Origin of the sequence: Neptuniibacter sp. QD57_21, from assembly GCF_047778075.1 — a bacterium.
Lineage (GTDB): Bacteria > Pseudomonadota > Gammaproteobacteria > Pseudomonadales > Balneatricaceae > Neptuniibacter.
In genome coordinates, this window is record NZ_CP180549.1 from 1512899 (window position 1) to 1539268 (window position 26370).

20 protein-coding genes are annotated in these 26370 nt (G+C 44.2%); 13 read left to right on the forward strand and 7 right to left on the reverse strand.

What is annotated here, in order from left to right:
• Positions 1-12 precede the first annotated feature (12 nt).
• Positions 13-1815 (reverse strand): Na/Pi cotransporter family protein, encoded by a 1803-nt coding sequence (locus ACMXYS_RS06715; RefSeq protein ID WP_415898019.1) that lies wholly within the window; start codon positions 1813-1815, stop codon positions 13-15.
• A 93-nt stretch (positions 1816-1908) separates the two neighbouring features.
• The gene (locus ACMXYS_RS06720) at positions 1909-3480 is read right to left on the reverse strand and encodes an inorganic phosphate transporter (protein ID WP_415898020.1); all 1572 of its coding nucleotides are present in this window, start codon (positions 3478-3480) and stop codon (positions 1909-1911) included.
• A gap of 365 nt (positions 3481-3845) precedes the next feature.
• Between ACMXYS_RS06720 and ACMXYS_RS06725 the strand changes: the two genes are divergently transcribed.
• The 4 genes from ACMXYS_RS06725 (at position 3846) to ACMXYS_RS06740 (ending at position 7196) form a co-directional block, all read left to right on the forward strand.
• Complete coding sequence (locus tag ACMXYS_RS06725; protein WP_415896010.1) at positions 3846-4064, forward strand: addiction module protein; 219 nt, start codon at positions 3846-3848, stop codon at positions 4062-4064.
• A gap of 9 nt (positions 4065-4073) precedes the next feature.
• Complete coding sequence (locus ACMXYS_RS06730; RefSeq protein WP_415898021.1) at positions 4074-4373, forward strand: type II toxin-antitoxin system RelE/ParE family toxin; 300 nt, start codon at positions 4074-4076, stop codon at positions 4371-4373.
• Between the two features lie 203 nt (positions 4374-4576).
• On the forward strand, positions 4577-5599 hold the full coding sequence (locus ACMXYS_RS06735; protein ID WP_415898022.1) for a hypothetical protein: 1023 nt from the start codon (positions 4577-4579) through the stop codon (positions 5597-5599).
• On the forward strand, positions 5589-7196 hold the full coding sequence (locus tag ACMXYS_RS06740) for a hypothetical protein (RefSeq protein ID WP_415898023.1): 1608 nt from the start codon (positions 5589-5591) through the stop codon (positions 7194-7196). Before ACMXYS_RS06735 ends, ACMXYS_RS06740 begins: the two co-directional genes overlap by 11 nt.
• A 146-nt stretch (positions 7197-7342) precedes the next feature.
• Here ACMXYS_RS06740 and metH read toward each other — a convergent pair whose 3' ends face one another.
• Positions 7343-11029, reverse strand: coding sequence for a methionine synthase (gene metH / locus ACMXYS_RS06745; protein WP_415898238.1), 3687 nt, complete (start codon positions 11027-11029; stop codon positions 7343-7345).
• A gap of 531 nt (positions 11030-11560) precedes the next feature.
• Here metH and panD point away from each other — a divergent pair.
• The 3 genes from panD to ACMXYS_RS06760 all read left to right on the forward strand — a co-directional run bounded on the left by panD (position 11561) and on the right by ACMXYS_RS06760 (position 14176).
• Complete coding sequence (gene panD / locus ACMXYS_RS06750) at positions 11561-11995, forward strand: aspartate 1-decarboxylase (protein WP_415881534.1); 435 nt, start codon at positions 11561-11563, stop codon at positions 11993-11995.
• Positions 11996-12221: 226 nt separating this feature from the next.
• Positions 12222-12839, forward strand: a complete 618-nt coding sequence (thrH, locus tag ACMXYS_RS06755) for a bifunctional phosphoserine phosphatase/homoserine phosphotransferase ThrH (RefSeq protein WP_415887833.1) — start codon at positions 12222-12224, stop codon at positions 12837-12839.
• Between the two features lie 155 nt (positions 12840-12994).
• Positions 12995-14176: an HD domain-containing phosphohydrolase gene (locus ACMXYS_RS06760; protein ID WP_415898024.1), complete on the forward strand. Its 1182-nt coding sequence runs from the start codon at positions 12995-12997 to the stop codon at positions 14174-14176.
• On the opposite strand, the gene ACMXYS_RS06765 is transcribed toward ACMXYS_RS06760, so the two are convergent.
• From ACMXYS_RS06765 to pabB, 3 genes are all read right to left on the reverse strand, one after another.
• Positions 14148-15056: a TIGR02285 family protein gene (locus ACMXYS_RS06765; protein ID WP_415898025.1), complete on the reverse strand. Its 909-nt coding sequence runs from the start codon at positions 15054-15056 to the stop codon at positions 14148-14150. The two genes, ACMXYS_RS06760 and ACMXYS_RS06765, sit on opposite strands and share 29 nt — an antisense overlap.
• Before the next feature lie 68 nt (positions 15057-15124).
• On the reverse strand, positions 15125-15586 hold the full coding sequence (locus ACMXYS_RS06770) for a cyclic nucleotide-binding domain-containing protein (RefSeq protein ID WP_415881530.1): 462 nt from the start codon (positions 15584-15586) through the stop codon (positions 15125-15127).
• 13 nt (positions 15587-15599) lie between these two features.
• Positions 15600-16931, reverse strand: coding sequence for an aminodeoxychorismate synthase component I (gene pabB, locus ACMXYS_RS06775; protein WP_415898026.1), 1332 nt, complete (start codon positions 16929-16931; stop codon positions 15600-15602).
• A gap of 237 nt (positions 16932-17168) precedes the next feature.
• Between pabB and ACMXYS_RS06780 the strand changes: the two genes are divergently transcribed.
• From ACMXYS_RS06780 to prpF, 6 genes are all read left to right on the forward strand, one after another.
• Positions 17169-18038: an alpha/beta fold hydrolase gene (locus ACMXYS_RS06780; RefSeq protein WP_415898027.1), complete on the forward strand. Its 870-nt coding sequence runs from the start codon at positions 17169-17171 to the stop codon at positions 18036-18038.
• Between the two features lie 140 nt (positions 18039-18178).
• Positions 18179-18895, forward strand: coding sequence for a GntR family transcriptional regulator (locus tag ACMXYS_RS06785; RefSeq protein WP_415881527.1), 717 nt, complete (start codon positions 18179-18181; stop codon positions 18893-18895).
• Positions 18885-19778, forward strand: coding sequence for a methylisocitrate lyase (gene prpB / locus ACMXYS_RS06790; RefSeq protein ID WP_415887839.1), 894 nt, complete (start codon positions 18885-18887; stop codon positions 19776-19778). Before ACMXYS_RS06785 ends, prpB begins: the two co-directional genes overlap by 11 nt.
• Positions 19779-19863: 85 nt before the next feature.
• Positions 19864-20991 (forward strand): 2-methylcitrate synthase, encoded by a 1128-nt coding sequence (gene prpC, locus ACMXYS_RS06795; protein WP_415896018.1) that lies wholly within the window; start codon positions 19864-19866, stop codon positions 20989-20991.
• A 123-nt stretch (positions 20992-21114) separates the two neighbouring features.
• Positions 21115-23721, forward strand: coding sequence for a Fe/S-dependent 2-methylisocitrate dehydratase AcnD (gene acnD, locus ACMXYS_RS06800; protein WP_415881524.1), 2607 nt, complete (start codon positions 21115-21117; stop codon positions 23719-23721).
• A 344-nt stretch (positions 23722-24065) separates the two neighbouring features.
• Positions 24066-25244, forward strand: a complete 1179-nt coding sequence (gene prpF / locus ACMXYS_RS06805) for a 2-methylaconitate cis-trans isomerase PrpF (RefSeq protein ID WP_415881523.1) — start codon at positions 24066-24068, stop codon at positions 25242-25244.
• Positions 25245-25373: 129 nt separating this feature from the next.
• Here the strand turns inward: prpF and ACMXYS_RS06810 are convergent, their stop codons facing one another.
• Positions 25374-26240 carry a DMT family transporter gene (locus ACMXYS_RS06810; protein WP_415881522.1) on the reverse strand — a complete coding sequence of 289 codons (867 nt, stop codon included), beginning with the start codon at positions 26238-26240 and terminating at the stop codon, positions 25374-25376.
• Between the last annotated feature and the right edge of the window lie 130 nt (positions 26241-26370).

The following is a 26370-nucleotide window of genomic DNA, read 5'->3' on the forward strand; positions in this document are numbered from 1 at the left end:
CATGCTGAGATGTTATTTGTTATCTTCGAGAATTTCGGCAACTTCATCATCGTTAAGTGCCACGCTGCGCACTGCCTCATTCATATCCAAATTTCCGCTAGCGAATAGGGACTCACCCATCTGGATCAGGTTTTTGGCAACACCATAAGCATAGTTGGCGTCATTCATCATTGATGTTGCCATGACTGCAGTGATTTTTTTGTCGCGAATCAGCCTTTCCATCTCACCGTTTACAGTCACGTCATTTGCTTTCATATCAAGCTTTAGATTATCTAGAGAAAGAATGTTTGAAGCATCTTCATCATCATTGCGAATATTATCCAGTTCACGCATCAGTTTACCCAGTTGAATACGGAACTTGTTGTATTCTGCTCGGATATGGCAGTTTGGGGAGAGAATGTATTGTGAAAGGTTTTTGTTCATGTGTTTGGTATCTTTAATTGCTTCCACAATGTCGCGTCCTGCGGCGCGCAGCCTGAATAACTCATCACTTTGTTCCGGGGTCATATTCGATTGCGCGCTACTGATGAACTTTACGATGTCACTGTAGAGGCCTTTGATACTCTTTTCGTACTCGTCGTCAAAATCGATTGGAATCACGTGATTGTCTTGCCTGACGACATCTTCAAGATCTTTATCCGACAAAATATCATCTCGATGTAAACTCAAGCCGTGGGCGAGAATGGCGAATGCATTGTCATACAATCTCAACGTCTCTTTGCGCACTGCCTCTATCGCTGTGTCTGGTAGCTCTTCAACTGCCTCATTGAGATAGATAGGTTTTTCTCTGGGCTGCACTGTTTCAGGCATAGCTGTAGTCAAAGAGTTGGCCAGTTTCTCGATGAAAGGCATCATCGCAACCACACCGATTGCATTGAAAATGGTGTGAAATACGGCCAGCTTCAAGGTGTAATCATCTGCGGCAATACCAACCCAAGCACTGAACCCATCTACAAGATTGGCAATCTGGTAGATAAACACAATGGCGATGAACGCAGTGACCATGTTAAATATCAAGTGGGCTACAGCCAGACGTTTACCCTGCACATTGGCACTCAACGAGCCAATGATGGCAGTGATAGTAGTACCTATATTGGCACCGATGGCTAGGGCCAAAGCGTTTTCATAAGTGATCTGCTGTGCCGCCAGCGCGGTAATTATGATTACCAAGGTTGCATGACTGGACTGCATAATCACAGTCGCGGCTACACCGATGAGGGTGAAAAGCATAATCCCGGCATAGCCTGAAACTGCAAAAGCGGTCAGGTCAATAGTGTCGCGAAAGGCCTCAAAACCTTCCTTCATATGGTGAATGCCGAGGAATAGGAAACCGAGCCCCGCAAGAATATAGCCGATGCCGTTCATCGTTCTCGATTTCTGGAAAATCAGAATAATTCCGAATACCAGCATTGGCATAGCGTAGGCAGAAATCTTTACCTTCATGCCCAAGCCTGCAATTAACCAAGCGCCGGTGGTAGTGCCAAGGTTAGCACCAAAAATTATTCCGATTCCGGCGGCTAAGCCAATAAGGCCGGCACTCAAGAAAGAGATAGTAATAACCGAAACCAATGAGCTGGATTGCATAACAGAGGTGCTGACCACACCAAATGTCAGTGATTTCCATGGGCCATCGGTCGTTTTACGTAGTATTCGCTCCAACACTCCGCCAGTGAAGGATTTGAAGCCTTCTTCAAGGGCAAGCATCCCGAAAAGGAAAATAGCAACGCCGGCAGCAATTTCCTTGAAGTTCGGACTGATCCAGAAACCCCAAGCCAAAATCGCAAGCATGGTGAATAAAATTATCTTCCTGAACATTTACGAGCGTTGCCCCTTTCGATTTTTATAATATAACCAGCCTAAAAGGTAGAATTACATGTAGTATTTAACTTATTGAAAAATAGGCTATATCTATATTTCTAGCATCATTCCTCGTAATGTGAAGAAAAGAATGGCTGCCATGATGCCTGCCGCAGGGACGGTGATGACCCAGGCCGCAGCGATCTTTAACAATGCCGAACGTTTAACCAATTCTGTACGGTAGATTTTCTTCAGGCTTTTGCGCTCTTTCTTGTTCAGTTCAGCAGACGCTTTGTGCTCTTTTAGCTGTTTAAGCAGCAGGCCTTTTTCTTCGATGCTCGCATTCTCGAATGTCTCGATGAACTGCTGAACCTTCTCTTCGTCCTCTTCTGGATGGTGTGCGTGTATCTCTGCGATTTTCTTCGCATAGTTGGCTTTCAGATACTCACGCAAGAAGCCAACACCGAAAACCCCACCAACGGCAATATGGGTTGAAGATACTGGCAGCCCTAGCTGGGAAGCTATGATTACGGTAATTGCTGCTGCCATTGCGATAGAGAAAGCGCGCATCTGGTTGAGTTCTGTGATTTCAGAACCCACCGTTTTGATCAGTTTTGGACCGTATAAGGCTAAGCCGAGCGCGATACCAAGGGCACCAATCATCATTACCCATATTGGTATGCTGGCCTTGGCAGATACTTCACCACTCATAATGGCATCATTTATGGCGGCAAGCGGACCAACCGCATTGGCAACGTCATTCGCACCATGAGCAAAGCTCAACAGTGCCGCGGCAAAGATTAATGGGATTGTGAATAAAGAGTTAACGGAATCTTTAGTGTTCTCAAGTTTATCGGCCGCAGATCTAATCATGGGTTTTACAATCACATAGACAACGGCAGCCGCTAAAGCGCCAATTAATGCGGCAGTGGTAAAGTCTAGTTTCCAGATTTTCTTCAGACCTTTCAGGGCAAGGTAAGTAGAGAACGCCCAAGCCATGACAGTAACTAAAATAGGCACCCATTTTTTGGCTGCGGTGATCATGTCGGTCTGATAAGTAATGTTCTTTTTGATGAGCATTAGGAAGGATGCAGCAATTACTCCACCCATGACAGGGGAGATAACCCAACTAGCGGCAATCATGCCCATTTTGTCCCAATTGGCGACAGCAACCCCCCCTGCAGCCATACCCGCGCCTAATACGCCACCCACAATGGAGTGGGTCGTCGAAACAGGTGCGCCTAATGAAGTGGCGATATTAAGCCATATCGCCGCAGAGAGAAGGGCAGCCATCATTAGCCAGATAAATGTATCCGCATCCTGAATTATTTCAGGATTGATGATCCCTTTTTTGATCGTACTAACGACATCACCACCGGCCAGTAAAGCCCCCGCAGCTTCGAAAACTGCAGCAATGATAATGGCGCCGGTCAATGATAATGCCTTGGAACCAACTGCTGGACCAACGTTATTTGCCACATCATTAGCACCGATATTCATCGCCATATAACCACCGATCATGGCAGCAGCAACAAGCATAATCCCGTTTGGAACGTTACCCACCGTTGAGTAACTGTACATAATGACCCCTACAATAAAGAGGATTGCGTAGCCCAGCCTGACGATTTCAGGTCTGCCGAAGAGTGTTGCCTGCTCTAGTTTGTCGAGTTGGTTGATATCCACTTTCGTTTTACTCCTCAGGTTTACGCCTAAATGGACGAATTATCAGGAATTATCATGTAGCTCCAAAGTGTTCCGTTCGTCACGAAATAGAAATATATGATTAACAAATTTAACTTTCTGCATGGTTTAAAACCATTGAGCAGATCAATAAAACAAGCTTTAAATAAATCCGAGAAGGTAAGTTTTTGGTAAATGGGAGTCAGATTTTTAAAGGGGGGATCGGAGCAATGGTTTTTCCAAGCCACTAACAGCTAACAGGCACGAAGTGGTGTTCTCTAGCCAAAGCCGTCTGTTAAACATACTTTGCTATGTGCTTTGAATATCCTGTAATGCTAGACTGAGAGCAGAAATTAATCGGAGGCTCTATGTCAGCTGCATTCGAAAGAGTTATTGATGAAATAGACTCCTTGTCCCCAAAGGAGAAGGCGCTTGTGGCTCATCGTCTGATTGAATCACTGGATTCAGCACAGGATGAAGATGTTGAGCAAGCTTGGAAAGAGTTAGCTGAAAAGCGGCATGATGCTTTGTTATCTGGCGAAGCTAAAGCTATATCTTGGGAAGAGATAAAACAGCAGGTAAAGTAAAGGGCTAGGATGCCAGATATCAAATTTCACCCGGATGTGAGCCAAGAAGTCAGAACTGAATACCAGTGGTATGAAGAGCAAGCCAAAGGGTTAGGTGATGACTTTCTTATCGAGCTTGAATATTCATTTAGGCTTATCCGAGAAAAACCAAATACGTGGCCTGCTTTTAGTGCAAGAACACGTCGTTTCCTCCTAAATAAATTCCCTTTTTCCGTCATCTATACCCCACCTACAGAAGTCATTTTTTGGTGTTGGCTGTTATGCATAATCGCAAAAGGCCGGGCTATTGGGAGGAGAGGGAATGAGTAAGCTAGGATTTAGATTTAGATTTGGGAGTCTAAAAGGGCTTTACCCCTTTAATCCTTATCGTTTTATTTATCTCTTCCGTATTAAGGGATCGTAGCTACAACTACTGATAGTGGTTAGTTCTAGATATTAGCTTTAGATTAGATGTATAAAAGGGCTCTCAACTATAGATTTTTAAAATTACTAGTCTAACAAGGACGGTTTACTTGTATACATTCAAAAATACAGAAATTAATAATAAGAAGGCTTCTGATTTTGAAACTAAGTCGTTGCTATATTTATTAGGAATGCGAAAAGATAGTGATGAGATTGAGACTGTAGCTGTAGATTGTTTCAATGATGTTACAGGGTTAAATTCGGATTTTAGTAAGCTTTGGGATGTTCAAAGTAAAAATCATTCTTATTTGCCTCCATCGAAGATAGGTGAAAGCCTTTATACTCTTTATGATAATTTTGTTTCTTCTATAGAATTCTATGACTATGTATTGTTTATTCCTAAGTTAGATAGAGGTTATCTGGTAGATGATAAAAAAAATATTTATGGGTATTCAAATATAAAGGGGAAGCAGAAGAAAGGAATAGAAAAAAGCTTATTGAATAAAATAAATAAGAACGATTCCGGAGATGTTCCGCCACTTTTTTGTGATTTTCTATCTAAAGTTGTTTTTGTTGAAGATAATAAAAAAATAAGCACATATATAAAAAGAATATCGGGCTTTAAAAACAAAAAGGCAGTTTCTGAAAAAATTTATGAAGGTATATTTAGAGAAATTAGAGATTTTCAGTCATCTCTGAAGAATTCATATATTGAAAATGAGACAATAAAAAAGCCTTCTGAAGTTATCAAGTTTAATCGGCATATTACAAAGGTTGATATTAATACACTTCTTATAAGTAGGTTAGTAGGTACAGATGTTTTTTCATTCCCTGGCGTTCCGTTTGATTTTTATCCTGTTGTTAAAGATTTTGACTTGGAAGATATTAAAGATTTGGTTCAAGAGTGTAATGAGAATTTAAGCAGAGCATTTTTCGACAAAAATGGGTGTAAAGAGTTTTGGAAAGTTACGGAAAATATAATTTATTTGATAAAGAAAAATCCTGGTGGCGACGTTTTCTATATATATGATTGTTTGTGTTCAATGGTTAAAGTGAAAAATGAATACCTTGAGAAAGATACATTGCTATATATGATTTCTTTAGTGAAAACAGGGATGAATAATGCGAATTAAAATGGTTGCTTTTGGTGACTCGGGCGAGGCTTTTATAGAAAAACGATTTAAAGATGGAGTGAATATTATATTTAGTGATGATAATAATCGAGGGAAAACTTTAGTTATGCAAGGGTTAATGTTTTCCCTTGGTTATGAAGCTATTTTTCCGAGCTCCTTTGAATATAACGAAAAATATTTCTATTCAAAAATTGAAGTTGGTGGTGTTGATTATGAATTTCTGAGAAAGAAGAACTCTATAGCGATTAAATACGATGGATTTATGCAGATATTTAATGGTATAGGGGAGTTGAGATATTTCTTAGATAGGTATGTAATGCCTATTCCTGCAATTATAAAAGATGGTAGGAATACACTTGTTGATTTAAGTTTGTATTATGAAATTTTCTTCATTGGTCAAGATAACAGAAACCCTTCAGGGCTCATTAGTAAGGGGCGGTTTAATAAGCTTGATTTTAAATCTATGGTTTATGGAATAGCTGGCTTGTCTGGTAATCACCTAAGCATTGATGAAATAAATAATATAAAAGAGGAAATTAAAAGCCTTAAAATAAAGCAGAAAGATATCAGAAAAAAGATATCTATCGTGAGAGAAAATCCAAGGATAGCAGAAATTTCTTCAAAGTTTTATGACTCTGAATCTGTTCAAAGAAAGATTAGAGCTATTTCAGGAATAAATAATGATATTTCTAAGGCCAAAAGAACGAGGCAAAGAGAAATAAACAGAAGGTCTAGGTTGGAACAGTTAATTTCAGAGCTTAATTCTTTGAACAGGGAGTTGAAAGAGGGCGATGTTAAATGTGCGGATTGTGGTAGTGATAAGATAGTTTACTCTAACAATGATTTGACATTTGAAATTAGTAATTTAGATGTAAGGCAAGGAATAATTAGGTCTATCGAGTATAATATTTCTCAAAAATCTGAAATTATTATGGATCTTTCTCAAGATATAAATAATTTGCAAAGTAAGATTAACGAAGAAATGAAATATACGCCTCCTAATTTTAAGGAAATTATTCTATATCAGGATGAGGCGATCAAAGATGTTGATTATGATGAAGAGTTGTTTGTTGTTTCTAATAAGATTAAACAGTTTGAAAGTGAATTAAGATCTTTTGAGAATATAACTACTGATTTAAAAGAAAATAGAAATGGCTTTGACCTTAAATTGTTAGAAGAAATGAATGATTTATATCGGGTCGTTGATCCAAGTGGAAATCTAGTGTTTGAGGATATTTTTACTAAGAGAGGGTCTACTTTCTCAGGTAGTGAAGGCCAAGAATTTTACTTTTGCAAAGTGGTTGCTCTTAAAAAAATAGTGGACCATGATTTTCCTATAATAATAGACTCATTTCGCGATGGGGAATTATCCTCAAGTAAAGAAGAAAAGATGCTGGGTATATATAAGACAATTGGCGGCCAGGTAATCTTAACATCAACACTTAAGACTGAAGAGTATAAAAACGAAAAATACTCAAAAATCGATGGTGTAAATTCACTAGATTATAGTATTCATCAAGGTTGTAAGATTTTAAACAAAAGACATAGTGCTGATTTTGTTGATATTATTTCTAGCTTTAATGGAATTGTTGTTTAAAGCATAAGTATAGATTCAGTAGCTTTTTTATGGCATAAAAAAACCGAACCCAATAGGTTCGGTTTTTTTGCTTTTTCTAACAGCCACGAAGTGGCGTTCTCTAGCCGTAGGCGTCCTCTAGGCGAAGCCGTCCTAAGCCGAAGGCGTTAGCCTTCCTCAGGCTCATAACCCAAGTTAGGTGCTAACCAGCGCTCAGCTTCAGACATCTCCATACCTTTACGCTTGGCGTAGCTTTCTACTTGGTCTTCGCTGATTTTCGCAACACCAAAGTACTGTGATTCAGGGTGGCTGAAGTAGAAGCCGCTTACCGCTGCGGTTGGCAGCATTGCGTAAGAGTCGGTGATGGTCATGCCTGTGTTCTTCTCAACGTCTAGCAGTTCCCAAAGCAGGCCTTTCTCTGTGTGCTCTGGGCACGCAGGGTAACCTGGCGCAGGGCGGATGCCTTTGTATTTCTCGGCAATCAAATCTTCGTTAGATAGCTGCTCGTCAGATGCGTAACCCCAGATCTCTTTACGCACTTTATCGTGCATCATCTCAGCTAGGGCTTCGGCAAAACGGTCTGCCAAGGCTTTAACCATGATGGAGTTGTAGTCATCGTGATCCGCTTCGTATTTCTCGACCAGTTCATCACAGCCATGACCTGCAGTGACCGCAAAGGCACCAAGGTAATCTTGCTTGCCGGTTTCTTTTGGCGCTACGAAGTCGGTTAGACACATATTGGCTTTGCCAGCGACTTTTTCAGTTTGCTGACGTAGGTGATGTAGCTGCATTAGTACTTCGCTGCGGCTCTCATCTGTGTATAGCTCAATATCGTCGTGGTTAACGCTGTTCGCTGGGAAGATACCAACAACCGCTTTAGCGGTCAGTAGTTTCTGATCAACCAGATCTTTTAGCATCGCTTGAGCATCTGCAAATAGGCGCGTCGCTTCTTCACCGATGATCTCGTCATTCAGGATGCGAGGGTAACGACCTGCTAGCTCCCACGAGTGGAAGAATGGCGTCCAGTCGAAGTACTCTTGAATATCGCTTAGGGCGATATCATCAAATACATGAATGCCCGGTTTTAGCGGTGCTGGTGGGGTGTAGTTATCCCACTCGATCTGGTATTTGTTTTCACGTGCAGCTTCAAGTGTGACACGACGCTTGTCGTTCATACGGGCAGCGTGACGATCACGTACTGCTTGGTATTCTTCTTGAATCTCTTTTACGTAACCTTCTTTCTTCTCACCTAGTAGGCTAGAAGCAACATTTACTGCACGGGATGCGTTGGTTACGTGTACTACTTGATCGCGATGGAATACAGGATCGATCTTAACCGCTGTGTGGGCTTTAGATGTAGTTGCACCACCGATCAGTAGTGGAATATTAAATTCCTGACGTTCCATCTCTTTGGCAACGTGAACCATCTCATCTAGAGATGGGGTGATCAGACCAGATAGGCCGATTAGATCAGCGTTCTCTTCGCGCGCAGTACGTAGAATTGTTTCTGCTGGCACCATTACGCCAAGATCGATGATCTCGTAGTTGTTACATTGCAGTACTACACCGACGATGTTTTTACCTATATCGTGTACGTCACCTTTAACGGTTGCCAGCACGATCTTACCGTTAGAGCTGCTCGCGCCGTCTTTCTCTTCTTCGATAAACGGCATTAGGTAAGCAACGGCTTTTTTCATTACACGAGCAGATTTTACTACCTGAGGTAGGAACATCTTACCGGCACCGAACAGGTCGCCTACCACGCTCATGCCGTCCATTAATGGACCTTCAATTACATGAAGTGGGCGGTCGTGGTTTTGACGTGCTTCTTCGGTGTCGTCTTCGATAAATTCGGTGATACCTTTAACCAGTGCGTGCTCAAGACGTTTGTTAACGTCCCACTCGCGCCACTCTTGCGTTTTAGTATCTTCTTGTTGAGAGCCATCGCCGCGGTATTTTTCAGCAATATCCAGTAGACGCTCAGTACCGTCTTCACGGGTATTCTGGATAACGTCTTCTACTGCTAGGCGTAGTTCTTCTGGGAGGTCATCGTAGATCGCCAACTGACCCGCGTTAACGATACCCATATCCATGCCTTGCTGAATTGCATGGTAAAGGAACACACAGTGGATCGCTTCACGTACCGGGTTGTTACCACGGAAGGAGAAGGATACGTTGGATACACCACCGGAGATCTTCGCGTAAGGTAGGTTCTTTTTGATCCAGCCTGTTGCTTGAATAAAGTCGACTGCGTAGTTGTTGTGCTCTTCGATACCAGTTGCTACGGCAAAGATGTTCGGGTCGAAGATGATATCTTCGGGTGGGTAGCCCACTTTATCAACAAGTACGCGGTAGGAGCGTTCACAGATCTCGATCTTACGCTCGTAAGTATCGGCCTGACCTGTTTCGTCGAAGGCCATAACCACGACAGCTGCACCGTAGCGGCGAAGTTTTTTCGCTTGCTCGATAAAGTTCTCTTCGCCTTCTTTAAGGCTGATCGAGTTAACAACACCTTTACCTTGGATGCACTGAAGACCGGCTTCGATAACGTCCCACTTAGAGGAGTCAATCATAATCGGTACGCAAGCGATATCTGGCTCAGACGCGATCAGGTTAAGGAACTTAACCATCGCTGCGTGAGCATCCAACATGCCTTCATCCATGTTGATATCGATGATCTGGGCACCGTTTTCAACTTGTTGGCGTGCAACATCCAGCGCTGTTTCGTAGTCCTGCTCTTTGATCAAACGTTTGAACATCGCAGAACCGGTAACGTTGGTACGCTCACCTACGTTAACGAATAGGGTATCTTCGCCAATGTTCATTGGTTCAAGGCCTGATAGGCGACACTCTACTGGAAGATCTGGAAGCTTTCGCGGTTCAGCTTTTTCGGCTGCTTCACGAATCGCTTTGATGTGTGCTGGGGTTGTTCCACAGCAACCACCGATAATATTTAGGAAGCCAGACTGCGCCCATTCGCCGATCTCTTCGGCCATCTGTTCTGGCGTTTCATCGTAACCACCAAATGCGTTTGGTAAACCTGCGTTAGGGTGAGCAGAAACGTGAGTCTCAGAAATACGAGACAGTTCTTCTACATACTGACGTAGTTCATTAGGACCTAGCGCACAGTTAAGGCCAACAGAGATTGGTTTAGCGTGGCGAACGGAGTTCCAGAATGCCTCGGTTGTCTGACCGGAAAGGGTACGACCAGATGCATCGGTGATCGTACCGGAGATCATTACAGGCAGACGGATGTCGTTTTCTTCGAAGTAAGTTTCTACTGCGTAGATAGCCGCTTTCGCATTTAGGGTATCGAAAATAGTTTCGATCAGGATGATGTCAGAACCACCCTCAATCAAACCGTCGATAGATTCTGTGTACGCTTCAACTAGCTCATTAAAGGAAACGTTACGGAAAGCCGGATCGTTTACATCAGGAGAGATAGAACAAGTCCGGTTTGTCGGGCCAAGGACACCTGCTACATAGCGTGGGCGATCCGGTGTTTCGGCTGTGATTTCGTCACAAACTTCGCGAGCAAGACGTGCTGCTTCTACGTTGATCTCACGGCTGAGTGATTCCATCTCGTAATCAGCCATAGCGATCTGGGTCGCGTTGAAGGTATTGGTCTCGATGATATCCGCACCGGCCAATAGGTATTCTTTGTGAATCGCTTTGATGATATCTGGCTTAGTTAGCACTAAAAGGTCGTTATTACCTTTAACCTCAATATGCCAGTCAGCGAAACGCTCGCCGCGGTAATCCGCTTCTTCAAGCTTGTAATCCTGAATCATGGTGCCCATACCACCATCCAGAATCATAATGCGTTTTTTAAGGCTCTCTGAAAGCGTTTCCATCAAAGTTTTATCTGTCACAGTTAAATACCTGAATCAGCGACTACTAGAATAAGGACGCTATTGTAAATCAATTAGTTAAGAAAGGGAGTGAGGAAAGTTAATCTATTGATGAACTTCGCTCAATTTGAGCTGAGCAAAGCTAATAAATAGCACTAATTTAGCTATGTCTTTAGTATTGGGTCCTATATGAGGGGCGGGTATTAAATCTGTTTGTGCTAAAGAATGCTCAATAACCCCTTAATATTTTCCCAGATGGTGGTAGAATAGCCGCCCTTTGTGCAGTGCGAATATATCTCGAAGGGCATAAATGTCAGTCCTTTAGACGTTTTTCGTATTATGTGCAGCGCAAAATACTGGTTAAAATGCCGTTTTTTGTGGACAAGCTTTCCTGTCATACCATTAAAAAAGGGTAGAAACAGGTACAGCGTTGATGTGTTACTCATATTTATTCGGCCAAAAGCTGAGATGAGTAGCGAAAGGGGGCAACCGGGTTTAACCCTGGTTAAGATGAGCAAACGCAGGATTTAGTCTATGCTGCAGACATTCTTAAAGTGCAAGCTACACCGTGTAACAGTAACTCACGCTGAGCTTCACTATGAAGGTTCATGTGCAATTGATGGTGTACTGCTTGATAAGTCAGGCATTCGTGAATACGAATTAATTCACATCTACAACATCAATAATGGTGAGCGTTTTACCACTTATGCAATCCGTGCAGAAGAGAACAGCGGTATTATCTCTGTAAATGGTGCGGCGGCGCATAAAGCAAGTAAAGGTGATCTACTGATCATCGCTTCTTACGTTCAATTGGACGACAAAGAAGTTGACGAACACCAGCCAACACTTTGCTACTTTGAAAATGCGAAGTCAGATGGCGGCGTAGGCGCAACTGATGAAGAACTTCATCAGCGCAACGTGCTAACAGGTATGAAACGCGCAATTCCTGTTCAGCCGAAAGATATCTGATCAAGATTTTTAAAAAGCCACTCACCATTGAGTGGCTTTTTTGTTTAGAGAACCCGCCGAGTGCGGGTTTTCTTTTGTCTGCGTGTTTGTAGTGAATCCCATTGGGGTATGAGTTTTTAGGCCTAATAGCGCCTTGCATGGTAGGGCTATTGCGGGTAAATTGGCGCCCAGAATATTGCTTAGGCAAACATAATAAGCACACCAAAATACAATTTAGGAGTTACACGTGGAACTCGCATGTCTTGACCTTGAAGGGGTATTGATCCCAGAAATCTGGATCGCTTTTGCTGAAGAAACTGGTATTGAAGAATTAAAAGCGACGACTCGTGATATTCCTTGTTACGACGAGCTAATGCAGCAGCGTCTTCGCATTCTTGATGAGCACGGTCTAAAGCTTCCGCAGATTCAAGAAACTATCAGCAAGCTTGAGCCTCTAGAAGGTGCAGTTGAGTTTGTTAACTGGTTGCGTGAGCGTTTTCAGGTTGTGATCCTATCTGATACGTTCTACGAATTCTCTCAGCCGCTAATGCGTCAGCTTGGCTTCCCAACACTTCTTTGCCACAAGCTAGAAGTAGATGAAGATGGCCGTATCACTGACTACACTTTGCGTCAGAAAGATCCTAAGCGTCAGTCTGTTCGTGCATTCCAGCTGTTGAACTACCGTGTTATCTCTGCGGGCGATTCTTACAACGATACAACTATGCTTAAGCAAGCAGAAGCGGGTATCTTGTTCCACGCACCTGATAATGTAATTGCTGAGTTCCCTCAGTTCCCAGCAGTACATACGTACGAAGATCTGAAGAAAGAATTTATCAAGGCAAGTAACCGCGATCTAAGCCTGTAAGTTCTCTTTTCCTTAATCTACCACTCAAAAAACCTTATATTGGGTGGTGGATTAGGCATTCTCCCCAAGCCTTTCTTATTAGTTTTTGTTAATATATTTCCCGTCGTCGTTTAAGCGCCGGATTTATTCTTCCTCTTATTTAAGGTATTTACCCTATGCCTCTGGCAAAGATTATCAGTGCTAATTCTCTACTATCCGACCAATTGGTTGGTATTTTGGCTGAGGACTATCAACTGGAAATTTCTTCTTGCTTGAGAGAGGTATGTGTAGATAGTGATCTAGTGTTACTTGATCATGACCTTGTTGGTCAGTATGACGAATCTGAATTAGTTACGGCTATCCAGCAGTATGAGCATCTGCATGTTCCGGTCATTTTAGTTTGGAACAATGCGGAGGAAGATTACCGTGAGTTTGCGATCGAAGTAGGCTGTTCTGATTATCTAAGACCGCCGTTTTTTCCATCGGTTGTAAATGCCAAGTGCAAAACTTATATCAGCTTGGCTAAACTCAAGCAGAACTTTACTTCTCGTTCTGTGACCGGGGCGTCTGCGGGTACTGAATCTTCAGGTGATCAGGTTGATGTAACAGAGCTATTAGCCGTTCAAGATGCGGCAATCTTATGTTTGGCGACTATTGCTCGAATCCGTGACCATTCTACCGGGAACCATATTCTTAGAACTCAGCACTATGTAAAAGCATTAGCTGAGCACCTTTATAAGAATCCTGCTTATCATGACGAGCTGGATGCTGAGACGATTGAACTGTACTACAAGACTTCAGCTCTGCACGATATTGGTAAAGTGGGAATTCCAGATCATATCCTTCAGAAACCGGGTGAGTTAACTGCCGAAGAGTACCGCGTGATGAAAACGCATACTGTTTTAGGCTATCAAGCGGTGACGTCTGCGCAACAATTGCTGGATAGTTCATCCAGCGGCAAAGCGGTTAAGTTTTTGGAGCTGGCTCAGCAAGTGACTTTAAGTCATCACGAGCGCTGGGATGGAGAAGGCTATCCGCAAGGCTTGAAAGGTGAAAACATCCCATTGATTGCACGTTTGATGGCCGTGGCTGATGTTTATGATGCGATGATCTCACGCAGGCCTTATAAAAGTGCTGTGGATCATGAACGCGTGACTAATGTTATTGTTTCCGGTCGCGGTAGCCATTTTGATCCTGCGGTTGTGGATGCGTTTTTGGATCTACAGGATATGTTTGAAAGGATCTCTTTCAAGCTGGAGGATGTGTTCCCATCCAGTGCTGATTTGATGCTTCATTCCATGAGCGATCTTATTGCTGAAAATGATCTTGCTACGGCTGAGGAACTAGCGGGTAGTTAAATGCTTCGCGGGTAGTCCTGAGCTGTGAAGGTAGCCATTTTTGGTAGGACTCATAGATGGTTGCTTTTAGCTCTTCATCTTTCTCGATCATCTGATTGAGTGTGTTTATCAGCGCTTTATTCCAGTCACCTTTTGCACAGCCTACATGACCCATACTGGTGACAGGTTGTCCTTCAAGCGGAACAAAATACAGATCTGCTTTGATATTGTGTTGTAGCTTGCTGAACTGCGCTTCTTCAGGTCTACCGATCATTGCGTCTAATCGATGGTTCTCCACCATCTGAATAAGCCTTTCCTGATCTTTTTGGCCTGTTTTAACTTTGAAGATGCTATTGGGCTTAGTTTTATTCTTTTGAATGACTTCGTCGATGTATGCAGAGTAGGCTCTTGCATCATGAATACTAATAGAAAGGGGCTTTTTGGTTAAAGTTTTAAGATTAACAGGGTTAATTTTGTCTGCACTGACGCCAAATTTATGCAGGCTTCCTTTTGTGGTGACTAAGCCATTTGCATATAAACGCATTAATGGCTGACTAAAATCCATAAATTTTTGTCTTTCTTTCGAATTAACTAAAGATACATGGCAGATCATCTGTCCCTCTTTAGCTAACTGCATTGCGCGCTTTAGGCTCATATCGGTACTGATATGACGATAATGTTTTAACTTTCGCTTAAATAATTTGATTGCTTCATCGCCGATACCTTGATTGCTGTATTTGCCTTTTAGGATGAATACGGGAGCAAAATCGGTTCTGGCCCATACAATGATAGGCTTTTCATTAGCTGAGATTTTTGATGGGTGTTTATCGGCTACAGCAGCATTAGGGCTAGCCAGAAAGAGCATCAATAATGTGATGGAAAATAGCCTGTTTTGCTGCATAGTAATTCCTTTTGGAACACGACAGTTCAAGTATAGGCAATCTATTGGGATCTGTTGGCTAAATTTAGCTAAGTCTGACTCAGTGCGAATCGATTGTTCATTCGATTTAAACGTAGAGCCATTTTTAGGATCAATTGATCCTTGAGTTTCTCTCTAGTTTCTATCGGAAGCTCATCCAGCAATTCTTGGTCGATTACGAGCGCGGTGCTCTCTGTATTGGCAATGACACTGGCGGTACGTGGCTCATTTGTTAGGAAGGATATCTCGCCGATAATCTCGCCTGGAGAGAGCTGGGTAAGAAGCTGCTGAGATGTTCCTTTTAGCACATTTACACCGCCGCTAAGCAGAACAAAAAAGCGTTTATCTAAAGAGTCTTCATCGGTGAGGTAGTCGCCGGTGTTATAAGCAACAAAGTACCAGTGGAACTGAGCAAGCAGCTGTTTGTCCTTGCGGTTCATATCGTCGAACAAAGCCACTTTATCCAGAATGGCTAGGGCACTTTCTTTGCTGAGCGTCTTATTTTTAGCCATAGATATACTCCTTCTAGTTAGGAATAGTCGCTTCCAAGCATTGCAGCAAGTTATTCACTTTGTCGAAGGTTTCTTGATACTCCATGGACGAAACAGAGTCTGCGACAATCCCGCCACCCGCCCAGCAGAAAATCTGATTGTTTTCGCATAGCAAAGTACGAATAGTAATGCTGGTGTCCATTCGACCGCATAGGCTGATATAGCCGATAGACCCGCAGTATATAGAACGACGATGCGGTTCTAGTTCCTCGATAATCTCCATTGCTCTTATCTTTGGAGCGCCGGTAATAGAGCCACCAGGGAAGCAATGTTTTAGTAGAGCAATCGGCGAGTAATCGGAACTTAAGTAGCCAGTGACTGTGCTGACTTTGTGATGCACATTGGCGTAGCTCTCAATGTTGAAGAGCTTAGGTACTTTTACAGAGTTATGCTGACAGACCTTACTAAGATCGTTGCGCATCAGATCGACGATCATCAGGTTCTCGGCGCGATCTTTAAGTGAATCGCTAAGTTCCTGTTTAAGGCGTTGATCTTCTGTCGCATCAGATGAGCGTGGTCGCGTACCTTTAATCGGTTTAGTCGTGACTATGCCATCTTTCGTTTCTAAGAACTGTTCAGGGGATAAAGACAGAATCTGCTGTTCACCCAGATCAATATAAGCAGAGTAAGGTGTTGGCGCATGGGTTCTTAGCTTTTTATAAGCTTCCCAGCTGTCGCCTTGATAGCTGCTATCAAAGCGTTGAGCAAAGTTAACCTGATAACAGTCGCCCGCATGGATGTAGTTGTCGATTAGCTCAAGTTTCTGCTGATATTCCTCTTCAGTGATATTGGCGCTAAAGGCTTTATCAAGCTGGAAATCAGTGTTTGGCGAGGTTGTTGCTCGAGTCAGTTGCAGTTCGATCTGGTCGAGTTGCTCTTTAGATACGCGATGATCGGCAACGAGGTAAGCTTGCTCTTTATGATGATCAACCACTAAACCCCATAGGTACATGCCTACTTGCATGTCGGGTAGGGATGCAAAATCTTCTGCCTTCACCGGCATAGCCTCAACGGATCGACCCAGATCATAAGCGAAGTGGCCGATGATACCGCCTTGGAAAGGCAGATCTGCTTGTTCTGCTTGCGGGTTTTGATAGCGGTTGTACAGATCTTGTAGTGCATCAAATGCAGGTTGATCTGCATTCATGCTCAAGGTTTCAACCGGTGCAGCCGCGATGATGTCGAACCGTCCCCATGGACAGTTAGGGCGACCACTATCAAGAAATACAGTATTACCTAGAGGGCGAAGGCGCTCAAAGTAAATTTCACTGTTAGTTAAATACGGAACAGAACGTTGGGTGATCAATGAACTGGCTTAATTCTTAGTTATTGAATGAAGTGTGTGAATTGTATGTAACCCCATTGGAACTGTCTATGTGAAAGGCTTTGTCGCAACGAAATAAGTGAAAACAACTGAAAACCTTTAAAAATCGTTGTTTGTTTTTCGTTCATACCAAAGATTGTCGACAAAATGCTGGTTTGGTTACTCTGTTCAGCTAGAATGAGATTAAATCTATTAAAGCATTAAGAGTATTGTTGCTACATGAAGCATCCTTTTAGTGTTGATAAGCAAAGCCTTACTTTGCCTGATCAACATATTGTTTTTCGAATCTATCGAAATCCTGAAATTAAGCCTTCCAGAAGGCTGGTCTTACTGCATGGCGCAGGTGTTGCTGGGGTTGATACTTGGGAGCATATCACTGCATTTTTAACTCAATGGTCTGAGGTGTTAGTGCCTGACCAGAGAGGTATGGGCGATACCTATTTCCCCGATAAGAAAGAGCACCCCTTTGCAGCGCAGGAGCTGGTTGCAGACTTAAATGCCTTAGTTGATCACCTAGGCTGGTGGCAGTTTGATTTAGCAGGTTATTCCCTAGGTGGCTTAATCTCGCTGCTGTTTAAACAGCAGCACTCTGATCGTGTTGGTAAGCAGTATCTATTGGAATCAGCGGTGCTAGATCGTCCTTGCTGGGAAACCACCATCGAGCTACGTAATCAATTCTCGGAAGCGGCGTTGAATCTCAGAGGTTCTGTGCAGGTAGAGAAGGGCATTGTTAACTTTTTAGATGCGATTTCGCCTAATCGTAAGGTTTCACCGCAAGTGGAAAAGTTAACTGTCAGCAGATTAGGGGCACGACCGGAAGGTTTTGCTAATGCTTTGGACTGCGTAACACAGGCAGTTAAGCAGATAGATAGAGAAGAATTAGTGGCGGCGCAAGGTGATGTTACCAGCTTTATAGGCGGTAACAGTGTCGATCTTATGCACCAGTACCAGCGAGAGCTGGCGGAGCGTCTGCCCAATTGGCACTACTTTTTGATGGCTGGAACTGATCATTCGTTACCGTTTCAAAAGCCGCGCCAGATCGCGCGAGTGATGAATGATGAGTTACAGCGTTATATAACTAACAAATAATTACGAAGTGATAAGGTAAAACCCTTAAACTTTTGTATTGTGTTGACAATCTTTTCGCTATTTCGAGTTGACGGCTCAATTTAGCAGGAGTATCTTGGTCTCAGTTCAAGATTGTCGACAATCTTCAATCAAGGGTTGTTATGACTGATAAAACAGACAATAAAGCGTTTCAACAAGAAACGCGCACATTGGCCGATCGCGTTTGCGAACAAATTGTAACTGCGATTGTGGTGGGGGATATTCCTCCCGGTCAGAAGATCAGCGAGCCTGAGCTTGCCAAAACATACGGCATTAGCCGTGGGCCATTGCGAGAAGCGATGCGTCGTTTGGAAGCGCTGAGGTTGGTTGAACGTAAGCCTCATGTTGGTGCGCGGGTTGTTAATCTGTCGGCAAAAGAACTTATTGAAATATATCGTGTCCGCGAAGCACTTGAAGGTATGGCCTGCCGCTTAGCGGCAGAGAATATGCCTCAAGACGAAATCGATAGCCTGCGTGCTCTATTAGATGAGCATGAACAGAGTGTCGAACAGCTAGAGGGCCGATCGTATTTCCAAAAAGAGGGTGATCTAGATTTTCACTACCGCATTGTTCACGGCAGCAAAAATGAGAAGCTGCTCGAATTTTTAGGCGGGGATCTATATCACTTAGTACGAATGTACAGATACCAGTTCAGTGTCTCTAGTTCACGACCAAAACGTGCACTTAAAGAGCACCGCCAGATTGTAGACGCGATTGAATCTCGTGATCCGGAATTGGCTGAAATGCTCATGCGCCGACATATAGGTGCAGCACGCCGAAACGTGGAAGAGAAACTGAACGCAGCGACCGAAACCAGAGGGGAAGAACATGTCCAATAACCTGTCTGCCGGTGCTCGTTTTCGTAAAGCACTAGCTGAAACAAACCCACTTCAGATTGTAGGTACGACTAACGCATATCACGCCATGATGGCTGAGCGTGTAGGTCATAAAGCAATTTACTTATCTGGTGGTGGTGTCGCTAACCACTCATACGGTTTGCCAGACCTAGGCATGACATCAATGAATGATGTTCTAGCAGATGTAAGCCGTATTACCAGCGCAGTAGAAACGCCGCTGATGGTTGATATTGATACGGGATGGGGTGGTGCTTTTAACATTGCACGCACAGTTAAAGAGATGATCAAAGCAGGTGCAGCTGCAGTTCACATTGAAGATCAGGTAGCACAAAAGCGTTGTGGTCACCGTCCAAACAAAGAGATTGTTACGCTTGAAGAGATGGTTGATCGCGTTAAAGCAGCGGTTGATGCCAAAACTGATGATGACTTCTTTGTTGTAGCGCGTACAGATGCTTTCCAGATGGAAGGTTTGAATGCTGCAGTTGAGCGCGCACAAGCATGTTTAGAAGCCGGTGCAGATGGCATCTTCGCAGAAGCAGTGCACACGCTAGATGATTACAAAGCGTTTTCTGATGGCATCAATGGAGCGCATCTATTGGCTAACATCACTGAGTTTGGTGCTACGCCACTATTCAACAAAGATGAATTGGCTGAACACGGTGCAAGCATGGTGCTATACCCACTGTCTGCATTCCGCGCAGCTAACAAGGCAGCCCTTAATGTATACGAGCACCTTCTAAAAGATGGTGATCAAAAAGCGGTTGTCGACACCATGCAAACACGTATGGAACTTTACGATTTCTTGAATTATCACGACTTCGAGCAGAAGTTGGATGCATTGTTCGCAGAAGGTAAGAACAAGTAAGCGCTATTTTTATTTTACGCCTTACTTAATTGATTTTAGCAAGCGGGTCGCAGAACCCGCATAGATAGGAAACAGGAGCATAATCATGGTCGACAAAAAACTGGGTGGTGCTGGTCTACGTGGTCAGTCTGCAGGTGAAACGGCATTATGTACTGTAGGTAAAACAGGTTCAGGTCTGACTTACCGTGGTTACGATATCAAAGAACTATCTGATAAAGCGCAGTTTGAAGAAGTTGCTTATCTTCTACTTTACGGAAAACTGCCAAATCAGGCTGAGCTAGATGCATACAAAGCTAAGCTAAAAGGTATGCGTGCTCTGCCAGAAGCACTAAAAACAGTTCTAGAACAGATTCCTGCTGAAGCGCACCCAATGGACGTGATGCGTACAGGTTGCTCTATGTTGGGTAACTTAGAAGAAGAGAAAGATTTCTCTGAGCAGCACGATCACATCGATCGCATGCTTGCAGTCTTCCCTGGCATGATCAACTACTGGTACAACTTCAGCCACAACGGCGTACGTGTAAACGTTGAAACTGATGCAGATTCTATTGCTGAGCAGTTCCTATGGACACTTCACAACGAGAAGCCTGAGCCGCTACACGTTGAAGTAATGCACGCGTCTTTGATCCTTTACGCTGAGCACGAATTCAACGCGTCTACATTCACTGCGCGTGTATGTGCATCAACGCTATCTGATATTCATAGCTGTGTGACTGCTGCAATTGGTTCCCTTCGTGGTCCTCTTCACGGCGGTGCTAATGAAGCGGCAATGGATATGGTTGAGCAGTGGAAATCTGCGGATGAAGCTGAAGAAGCGATCATGGGTATGTTGGCGCGTAAAGACAAGATCATGGGCTTCGGTCACGCGATCTACCGCGAGTCTGACCCACGTAACGCGATCATCAAAGAGTGGTCTAAGAAGCTATCTGAGCAGGTTGGTGATACTCACCTGTACGCAGTTTCTGAGCGTGTTGAAGCAGTTATGTGGCGCGAGAAGAAGTTGTTCTGTAACGCAGACTTCTTCCATGCATCTGCATACAACTTCATGGGTATCCCTACGAAGCTATTTACACCTATCTTCGTATGTTCTCGTGCGGCAGGTTGGACTGCTCACGTAATGGAGCAGCGCGCTAACAACCGTATCATCCGTCCTTCTGCTGACTACACTGGTCCAGAAACGGCTGATTGGGTTGCTATCGAAGATCGTCCATAAGAGACGACAGTAGACAGCGGTTTGAACTATCACCCAGATCGCTGTCCTGATTTGATTAATAAAAAGCTGAGAGATTAGCTTTGCTAACCCCTCTTGGCTTGAATGAACCTGACAGGTTGTGCCATGAATACTGAATACCGCAAGCCTCTTCCGGGTACCTCTATAGATTTCTTTGATACCCGCCAAGCAATTGAAGATATCCAACCAGGTGCTTACGCAAAACTGCCATACACGTCTCGTGTTTTGGCTGAGCAGCTGGTACGTCGCTGTGAGCCATCTGCGCTGACCGACTCTCTAAAACAATTGATCGAAACTAAACGTACACTGGATTTCCCATGGTACCCAGCGCGTGTTGTATGTCATGACATCCTTGGTCAGACTGCATTGGTTGACCTAGCAGGTCTGCGTGACGCGATTGCTGATCAAGGTGGTGATCCATCTAAGGTAAACCCGGTTGTACCGACTCAGCTTATCGTTGACCACTCTCTAGCAGTTGAAGCGCCAGGTTTCGATCCAGATGCATTTGAGAAAAACCGTGCGATTGAAGATCGCCGTAACGATGACCGTTTCCACTTTATCGACTGGTGTAAAACTGCGTTTGATAACGTAGATGTAATCCCAGCGGGTAACGGCATCATGCACCAGATCAACTTGGAGAAGATGTCTCCAGTTATCCAAAACCGTGATGGTGTAGCTTACCCAGATACTTGTGTAGGTACGGACTCCCACACGCCACACGTTGATGCACTAGGTGTAATCGCGATTGGTGTAGGTGGTCTAGAAGCAGAAACTGTTATGCTAGGTCTGCCTTCTATGATGCGTCTACCGGACATTGTCGGTGTGAAAATTGTTGGTGAGCGCCAGCCTGGCATCACTGCGACAGATATCGCACTAGCAATGACTGAGTTCCTACGTAACGAGAAAGTTGTTTCTGCTTACCTAGAATTCTTTGGTCCTGGTGCTGCTACCTTGTCTATCGGTGACCGTGCGACACTGTCTAATATGACGCCTGAATACGGTGCGTCTGCGGGTATGTTCTACATCGATGAGCAGACTATCGATTACTTGAAGCTAACAGGCCGTGAACCAGAGCAAGTAGCTCTAGTTGAGCAGTATGCGAAACACACAGGTCTATGGGCTGATGATCTAGTTGAAGCTCAATACGAACGTGTACTTGAGTTTGATCTATCTTCTGTTGGTCGTAACATGGCTGGCCCTTCTAACCCACATCGTCGTCTACCAACGACTGCGCTTAATGAGCGTGGTATTGCTGGTGAAGATATGTTGGCTGCAGCAAAAGCTGAAGAAGCAGAAGGCCTAATGCCAGATGGCGCGGTAATCATCGCTGCTATCACATCTTGTACAAACACATCTAACCCGCGCAACGTTGTTGCTGCAGGTCTAGTTGCTAAAAAGGCAAACGAGCTAGGTCTAGTGCGTAAGCCTTGGGTGAAAACTTCTTTTGCACCAGGTTCTAAAGTTGCGAAACTTTACTTGGAAGAAGCAGGTCTATTACCAGAACTTGAGAAACTAGGTTTCGGTATCGTGGCATACGCATGTACTACATGTAACGGTATGTCCGGCGCGCTAGACCCTGTTATCGAGAAAGAAGTCGTTGAACGCGATCTTTATGCAACAGCTGTTCTATCGGGTAACCGTAACTTCGATGGGCGTATCCACCCACACGCCAAGCAAGCATTCCTAGCGTCGCCACCGCTAGTAGTTGCTTACGCAATCGCAGGTACAGTTCGTTTCGATATCGAGAATGATGTATTGGCTGTTGTTGATGGCAAAGAGATCACACTAAAAGATCTATGGCCATCTGATGAAGAGATCGATGAAATCGTAGCTAAGGCAGTTAAGCCAGAGCAGTTCAACCAGATCTACATCCCAATGTTCGATCTGGGTGACGTTGAGCGCGCAGAAAGCCCGCTTTACGACTGGCGTAAAATGTCTACTTATATCCGCCGCCCTCCATACTGGGAAGGTGCACTGGCAGGCGAGCGTACTATGAAAGGTATGCGTCCGCTGGCGGTTCTAGGTGACAACATCACAACTGACCACCTGTCCCCATCTAATGCGATTCAAGCGAGTTCTGCTGCAGGTGAATACTGCGCGAAGATGGGTCTTCCAGAAGAAGACTTTAACTCTTACGCAACTCACCGTGGTGACCACTTAACAGCACAGCGTGCAACGTTTGCTAACCCGAAACTGTTGAACGAAATGTGCCGTGACGAAAACGGTGAGATTAAGCAGGGTTCCCTTGCGCGTATTGAGCCAGAAGGTACTGAAAGCCGCATGTGGGAAGCTATTGAAACCTACATGGATCGTAAGCAGAACCTGATCATCGTTGCAGGTGCTGACTACGGTCAGGGCTCATCCCGAGACTGGGCTGCGAAAGGTGTACGCCTTGCAGGTGTTGAAACGATCGTTGCTGAAGGCTTCGAGCGTATCCACCGTACTAACTTAGTTGGTATGGGTGTACTACCTGTTCAGTTCAAAGAGGGTGATACTCGTAACACATACGGTATTGATGGTACTGAGACTTTCGACATCGTTGGTGATATCTCACCACGTTGCGATCTAACTCTGATCATCAACCGCGCTAACGGCGAGAAGGTAGAAGTACCAGTGACTTGTCGTTTGGATACTGCTGCGGAAGTACATGTGTACAACGCGGGTGGTGTTCTACAGCGTTTCGCTAAAGATTTCCTAGAAGGCGATGCATAAGCACCTTTGATTGTCATTCCAGCGAAGGCTGGAATCTACACTAGATAAAGTAGACCCCAGCCTGCGCTGGGGTGACGGAAGCATTAGCTAACAGTTCGATAGGCGTTGTTTGCAAATCCTAGCTCTACAGGCTCACGTAGGGCTGGGGTTTCAAAGTCGAGCAAGCAGCGCCCATCATTTTGCCGAAAACAGAAAGAAGCAAAGCTTTTACTAACAATGACTGGCCAGAGTAGAGACTGCATGTGGCCTTGAATACAAGGTCATGTCAGCCATTGTTACTAAGCGTTTTATTCGAATTGATAGAGCAGCGTTAGATAGCTGTGTGAATCAAGTAGGAAAAGTTTATGTCACACGTACCACAGATAAAAATTCCAGCGACTTACTATCGCGGTGGAACCAGTAAAGGTGTTTTCTTTCGTCGTCAGGATCTGCCAGAAGTAGCGCAAGAGCCTGGCGAAGCTCGTGACAACATACTAATGCGTGTGATTGGTAGCCCAGACCCTTACGGTCAGCAGATTGATGGTATGGGCGGTGCTACATCCAGTACCAGTAAAACCGTTATTCTGGATAAAAGTTCAGAACCAGATCACGATGTGGATTATCTGTTCGGTCAGGTAGCGATCAACAAGCCTTTCGTAGATTGGTCGGGTAATTGCGGAAACTTGACTGCAGCGGTAGGTGCTTTCGCGATCAGTGGCGGTCTAGTTGACCCTGAGCGCATTCCTGAAAACGGTATCTGCACAGTTCGTATCTGGCAAAAGAATATTAAGAAAACCATCATTGCTCACGTGCCAATCACTAATGGTGAAGTGCAGGAAACCGGTGATTTTGAGTTGGACGGTGTAACTTTCCCCGCGGCTGAAGTTGTGATCGAGTTTATGGACCCTGCTGATGGTGAAGGTTCGATGTTCCCAACGGGTAACTTGGTTGATGATATGGAAGTACCGGGCATTGGTACCTTTAAAGCAACATTTATCAATGCAGGTATCCCGACTATCTTCGTGAATGCTGAAGATATTGGCTACAAAGGCACTGAGCTACAGAAAGATATTAATGGTAATGCCGATGAGTTGGCGCGTTTCGAAACTATGCGTGCACACGGTGCTGTGCAGATGGGTTTGATCAGCGATATCTCTGAAGCAGTTGCACGTCAGCATACGCCGAAGATTGCGTTTGTTGCGCCTGCGACTGACTACGAAGCATCAAGCGGTAAGCAGATCTCTGCAAACGATATTGATGTATGTGTACGTGCATTATCTATGGGCAAGTTACACCATGCGATGATGGGCACGGCCTCTGTTGCTATTGCAACAGCTGCAGCTGTACCAGGAACCTTAGTTAACCTTGCTGCCGGTGGTGGTGAGCGTGAAGCGGTAACTTTTGGTCACCCATCTGGCACATTGCGTGTCGGTGCTGCCGCTGAAGAGGTTAACGGCGATTGGACTGCTAAGAAAGCGGTAATGAGCCGAAGTGCCCGTGTAATTATGGAAGGTAATCTACGCATTCCAGGAGACAGTTTCTAGTTCTAGAGTAACCCTGAAGGGCTCACTGGGGTTCTATTTTCCTATCAGAGTAGATACTCCAGCTCTTCCTTAATGGCCACGCTTTTTAGCGTGGTTTTTTTTATCCAAAAAAACTAAAAGGCCATTTTCTTATGAGTTAGATGGCTTTTTGTTGGATAGGAAAAAAGAGCATACACCAGAAGAAAAGATAATGATGAGTCCAATACCACTGATCATATCTGGCCATTCATCAAACAACACAACGCCAAGTGTAGTGGCGATAATGAGTTGAGAATAAACGAACGGCGCAACAATACTGGCTTCTAGGTGTTTGCTGGCTTGCAGGATAATTAGATTGCCAATGGCAGAAGCGAGTGAGCTCACTAATACTAGTGTGATTAGATTAGTATCTAATTCTGTAGGAATGGTAGGTACAGCTATAGGCGCTAGGGCTAAACTGCCTGCTAAGAGAGTGGATACCAGAATGAGTCTTGGTCTAAATTGTCCGGCCAGCCATCGATTGCATACCAGCATACAGCCAAAACACGTACCTGCTAGTAGTGCTAAAGGTGTGCCGGTTCCCATATCAAATCCTGGTTTTACTACCATCAGTACCGCGGCAAAGCCTATAAGCAAAGCGATTGAGCGCGCCGGTGTAATTGTCTCTTTAAGAATTAATCCGGCTAGAAAATAAGAAACGATTGGTCCTATAAAGAAGATACCAAAGACATTGGCGATAGGCTCGGTTTTCAGCGCTGTGAGCATACTGAAGATAGCGCAGGTGAATAAACCTGCACGGATTAATAAGCGCCAGTTAAATAGCAGGCCTATCTCTTTTAAGGTTAATCCAGAGAAGGGTAGAACAAACGCAAAACCAACGGCGAGCCTACTCCAAGCAATAAAAAGTGGATCAACACCTTGAATGCCAAGCAGTTTACCGGCGGAGTCTCCAACAGGTATGAGCGACAAACCTACTAGCAGGAAAGCTATGAGAAGTGCTTTGGATTTTAATGTCATCCTTAACTCGGTATTAGGTATGTAGGTGTAAGGACAGTACCCTAAGCCTGTTTTGACGGCCAGTCATTTAGCTGTCAGAACGGGGCTTTACTCTGTAAGTTCTTTCTCTATCAGTCTTTTGCTGCTTTTA

What these genes read in the sequence shown, in the direction of transcription:
- ACMXYS_RS06730 (WP_415898021.1), top strand. Translation starts at nt 4,074, where the DNA reads ATGCCAGATATCAAATTTCACCCGGATGTGAGCCAAGAAGTCAGAACT.
- panD (WP_415881534.1), top strand. Translation starts at nt 11,561, where the DNA reads ATGCTGCAGACATTCTTAAAGTGCAAGCTACACCGTGTAACAGTAACT.
- ACMXYS_RS06780 (WP_415898027.1), top strand. Translation starts at nt 17,169, where the DNA reads ATGAAGCATCCTTTTAGTGTTGATAAGCAAAGCCTTACTTTGCCTGAT.
- ACMXYS_RS06770 (WP_415881530.1), bottom strand. Translation starts at nt 15,586, where the DNA reads ATGGCTAAAAATAAGACGCTCAGCAAAGAAAGTGCCCTAGCCATTCTG.
- ACMXYS_RS06785 (WP_415881527.1), top strand. Translation starts at nt 18,179, where the DNA reads ATGACTGATAAAACAGACAATAAAGCGTTTCAACAAGAAACGCGCACA.
- prpB (WP_415887839.1), top strand. Translation starts at nt 18,885, where the DNA reads ATGTCCAATAACCTGTCTGCCGGTGCTCGTTTTCGTAAAGCACTAGCT.
- metH (WP_415898238.1), bottom strand. Translation starts at nt 11,029, where the DNA reads ATGGAAACGCTTTCAGAGAGCCTTAAAAAACGCATTATGATTCTGGAT.
- prpF (WP_415881523.1), top strand. Translation starts at nt 24,066, where the DNA reads ATGTCACACGTACCACAGATAAAAATTCCAGCGACTTACTATCGCGGT.
- ACMXYS_RS06715 (WP_415898019.1), bottom strand. Translation starts at nt 1,815, where the DNA reads ATGTTCAGGAAGATAATTTTATTCACCATGCTTGCGATTTTGGCTTGG.
- ACMXYS_RS06740 (WP_415898023.1), top strand. Translation starts at nt 5,589, where the DNA reads ATGCGAATTAAAATGGTTGCTTTTGGTGACTCGGGCGAGGCTTTTATA.
- ACMXYS_RS06725 (WP_415896010.1), top strand. Translation starts at nt 3,846, where the DNA reads ATGTCAGCTGCATTCGAAAGAGTTATTGATGAAATAGACTCCTTGTCC.
- acnD (WP_415881524.1), top strand. Translation starts at nt 21,115, where the DNA reads ATGAATACTGAATACCGCAAGCCTCTTCCGGGTACCTCTATAGATTTC.
- ACMXYS_RS06760 (WP_415898024.1), top strand. Translation starts at nt 12,995, where the DNA reads ATGCCTCTGGCAAAGATTATCAGTGCTAATTCTCTACTATCCGACCAA.
- prpC (WP_415896018.1), top strand. Translation starts at nt 19,864, where the DNA reads ATGGTCGACAAAAAACTGGGTGGTGCTGGTCTACGTGGTCAGTCTGCA.
- ACMXYS_RS06810 (WP_415881522.1), bottom strand. Translation starts at nt 26,240, where the DNA reads ATGACATTAAAATCCAAAGCACTTCTCATAGCTTTCCTGCTAGTAGGT.
- ACMXYS_RS06765 (WP_415898025.1), bottom strand. Translation starts at nt 15,056, where the DNA reads ATGCAGCAAAACAGGCTATTTTCCATCACATTATTGATGCTCTTTCTG.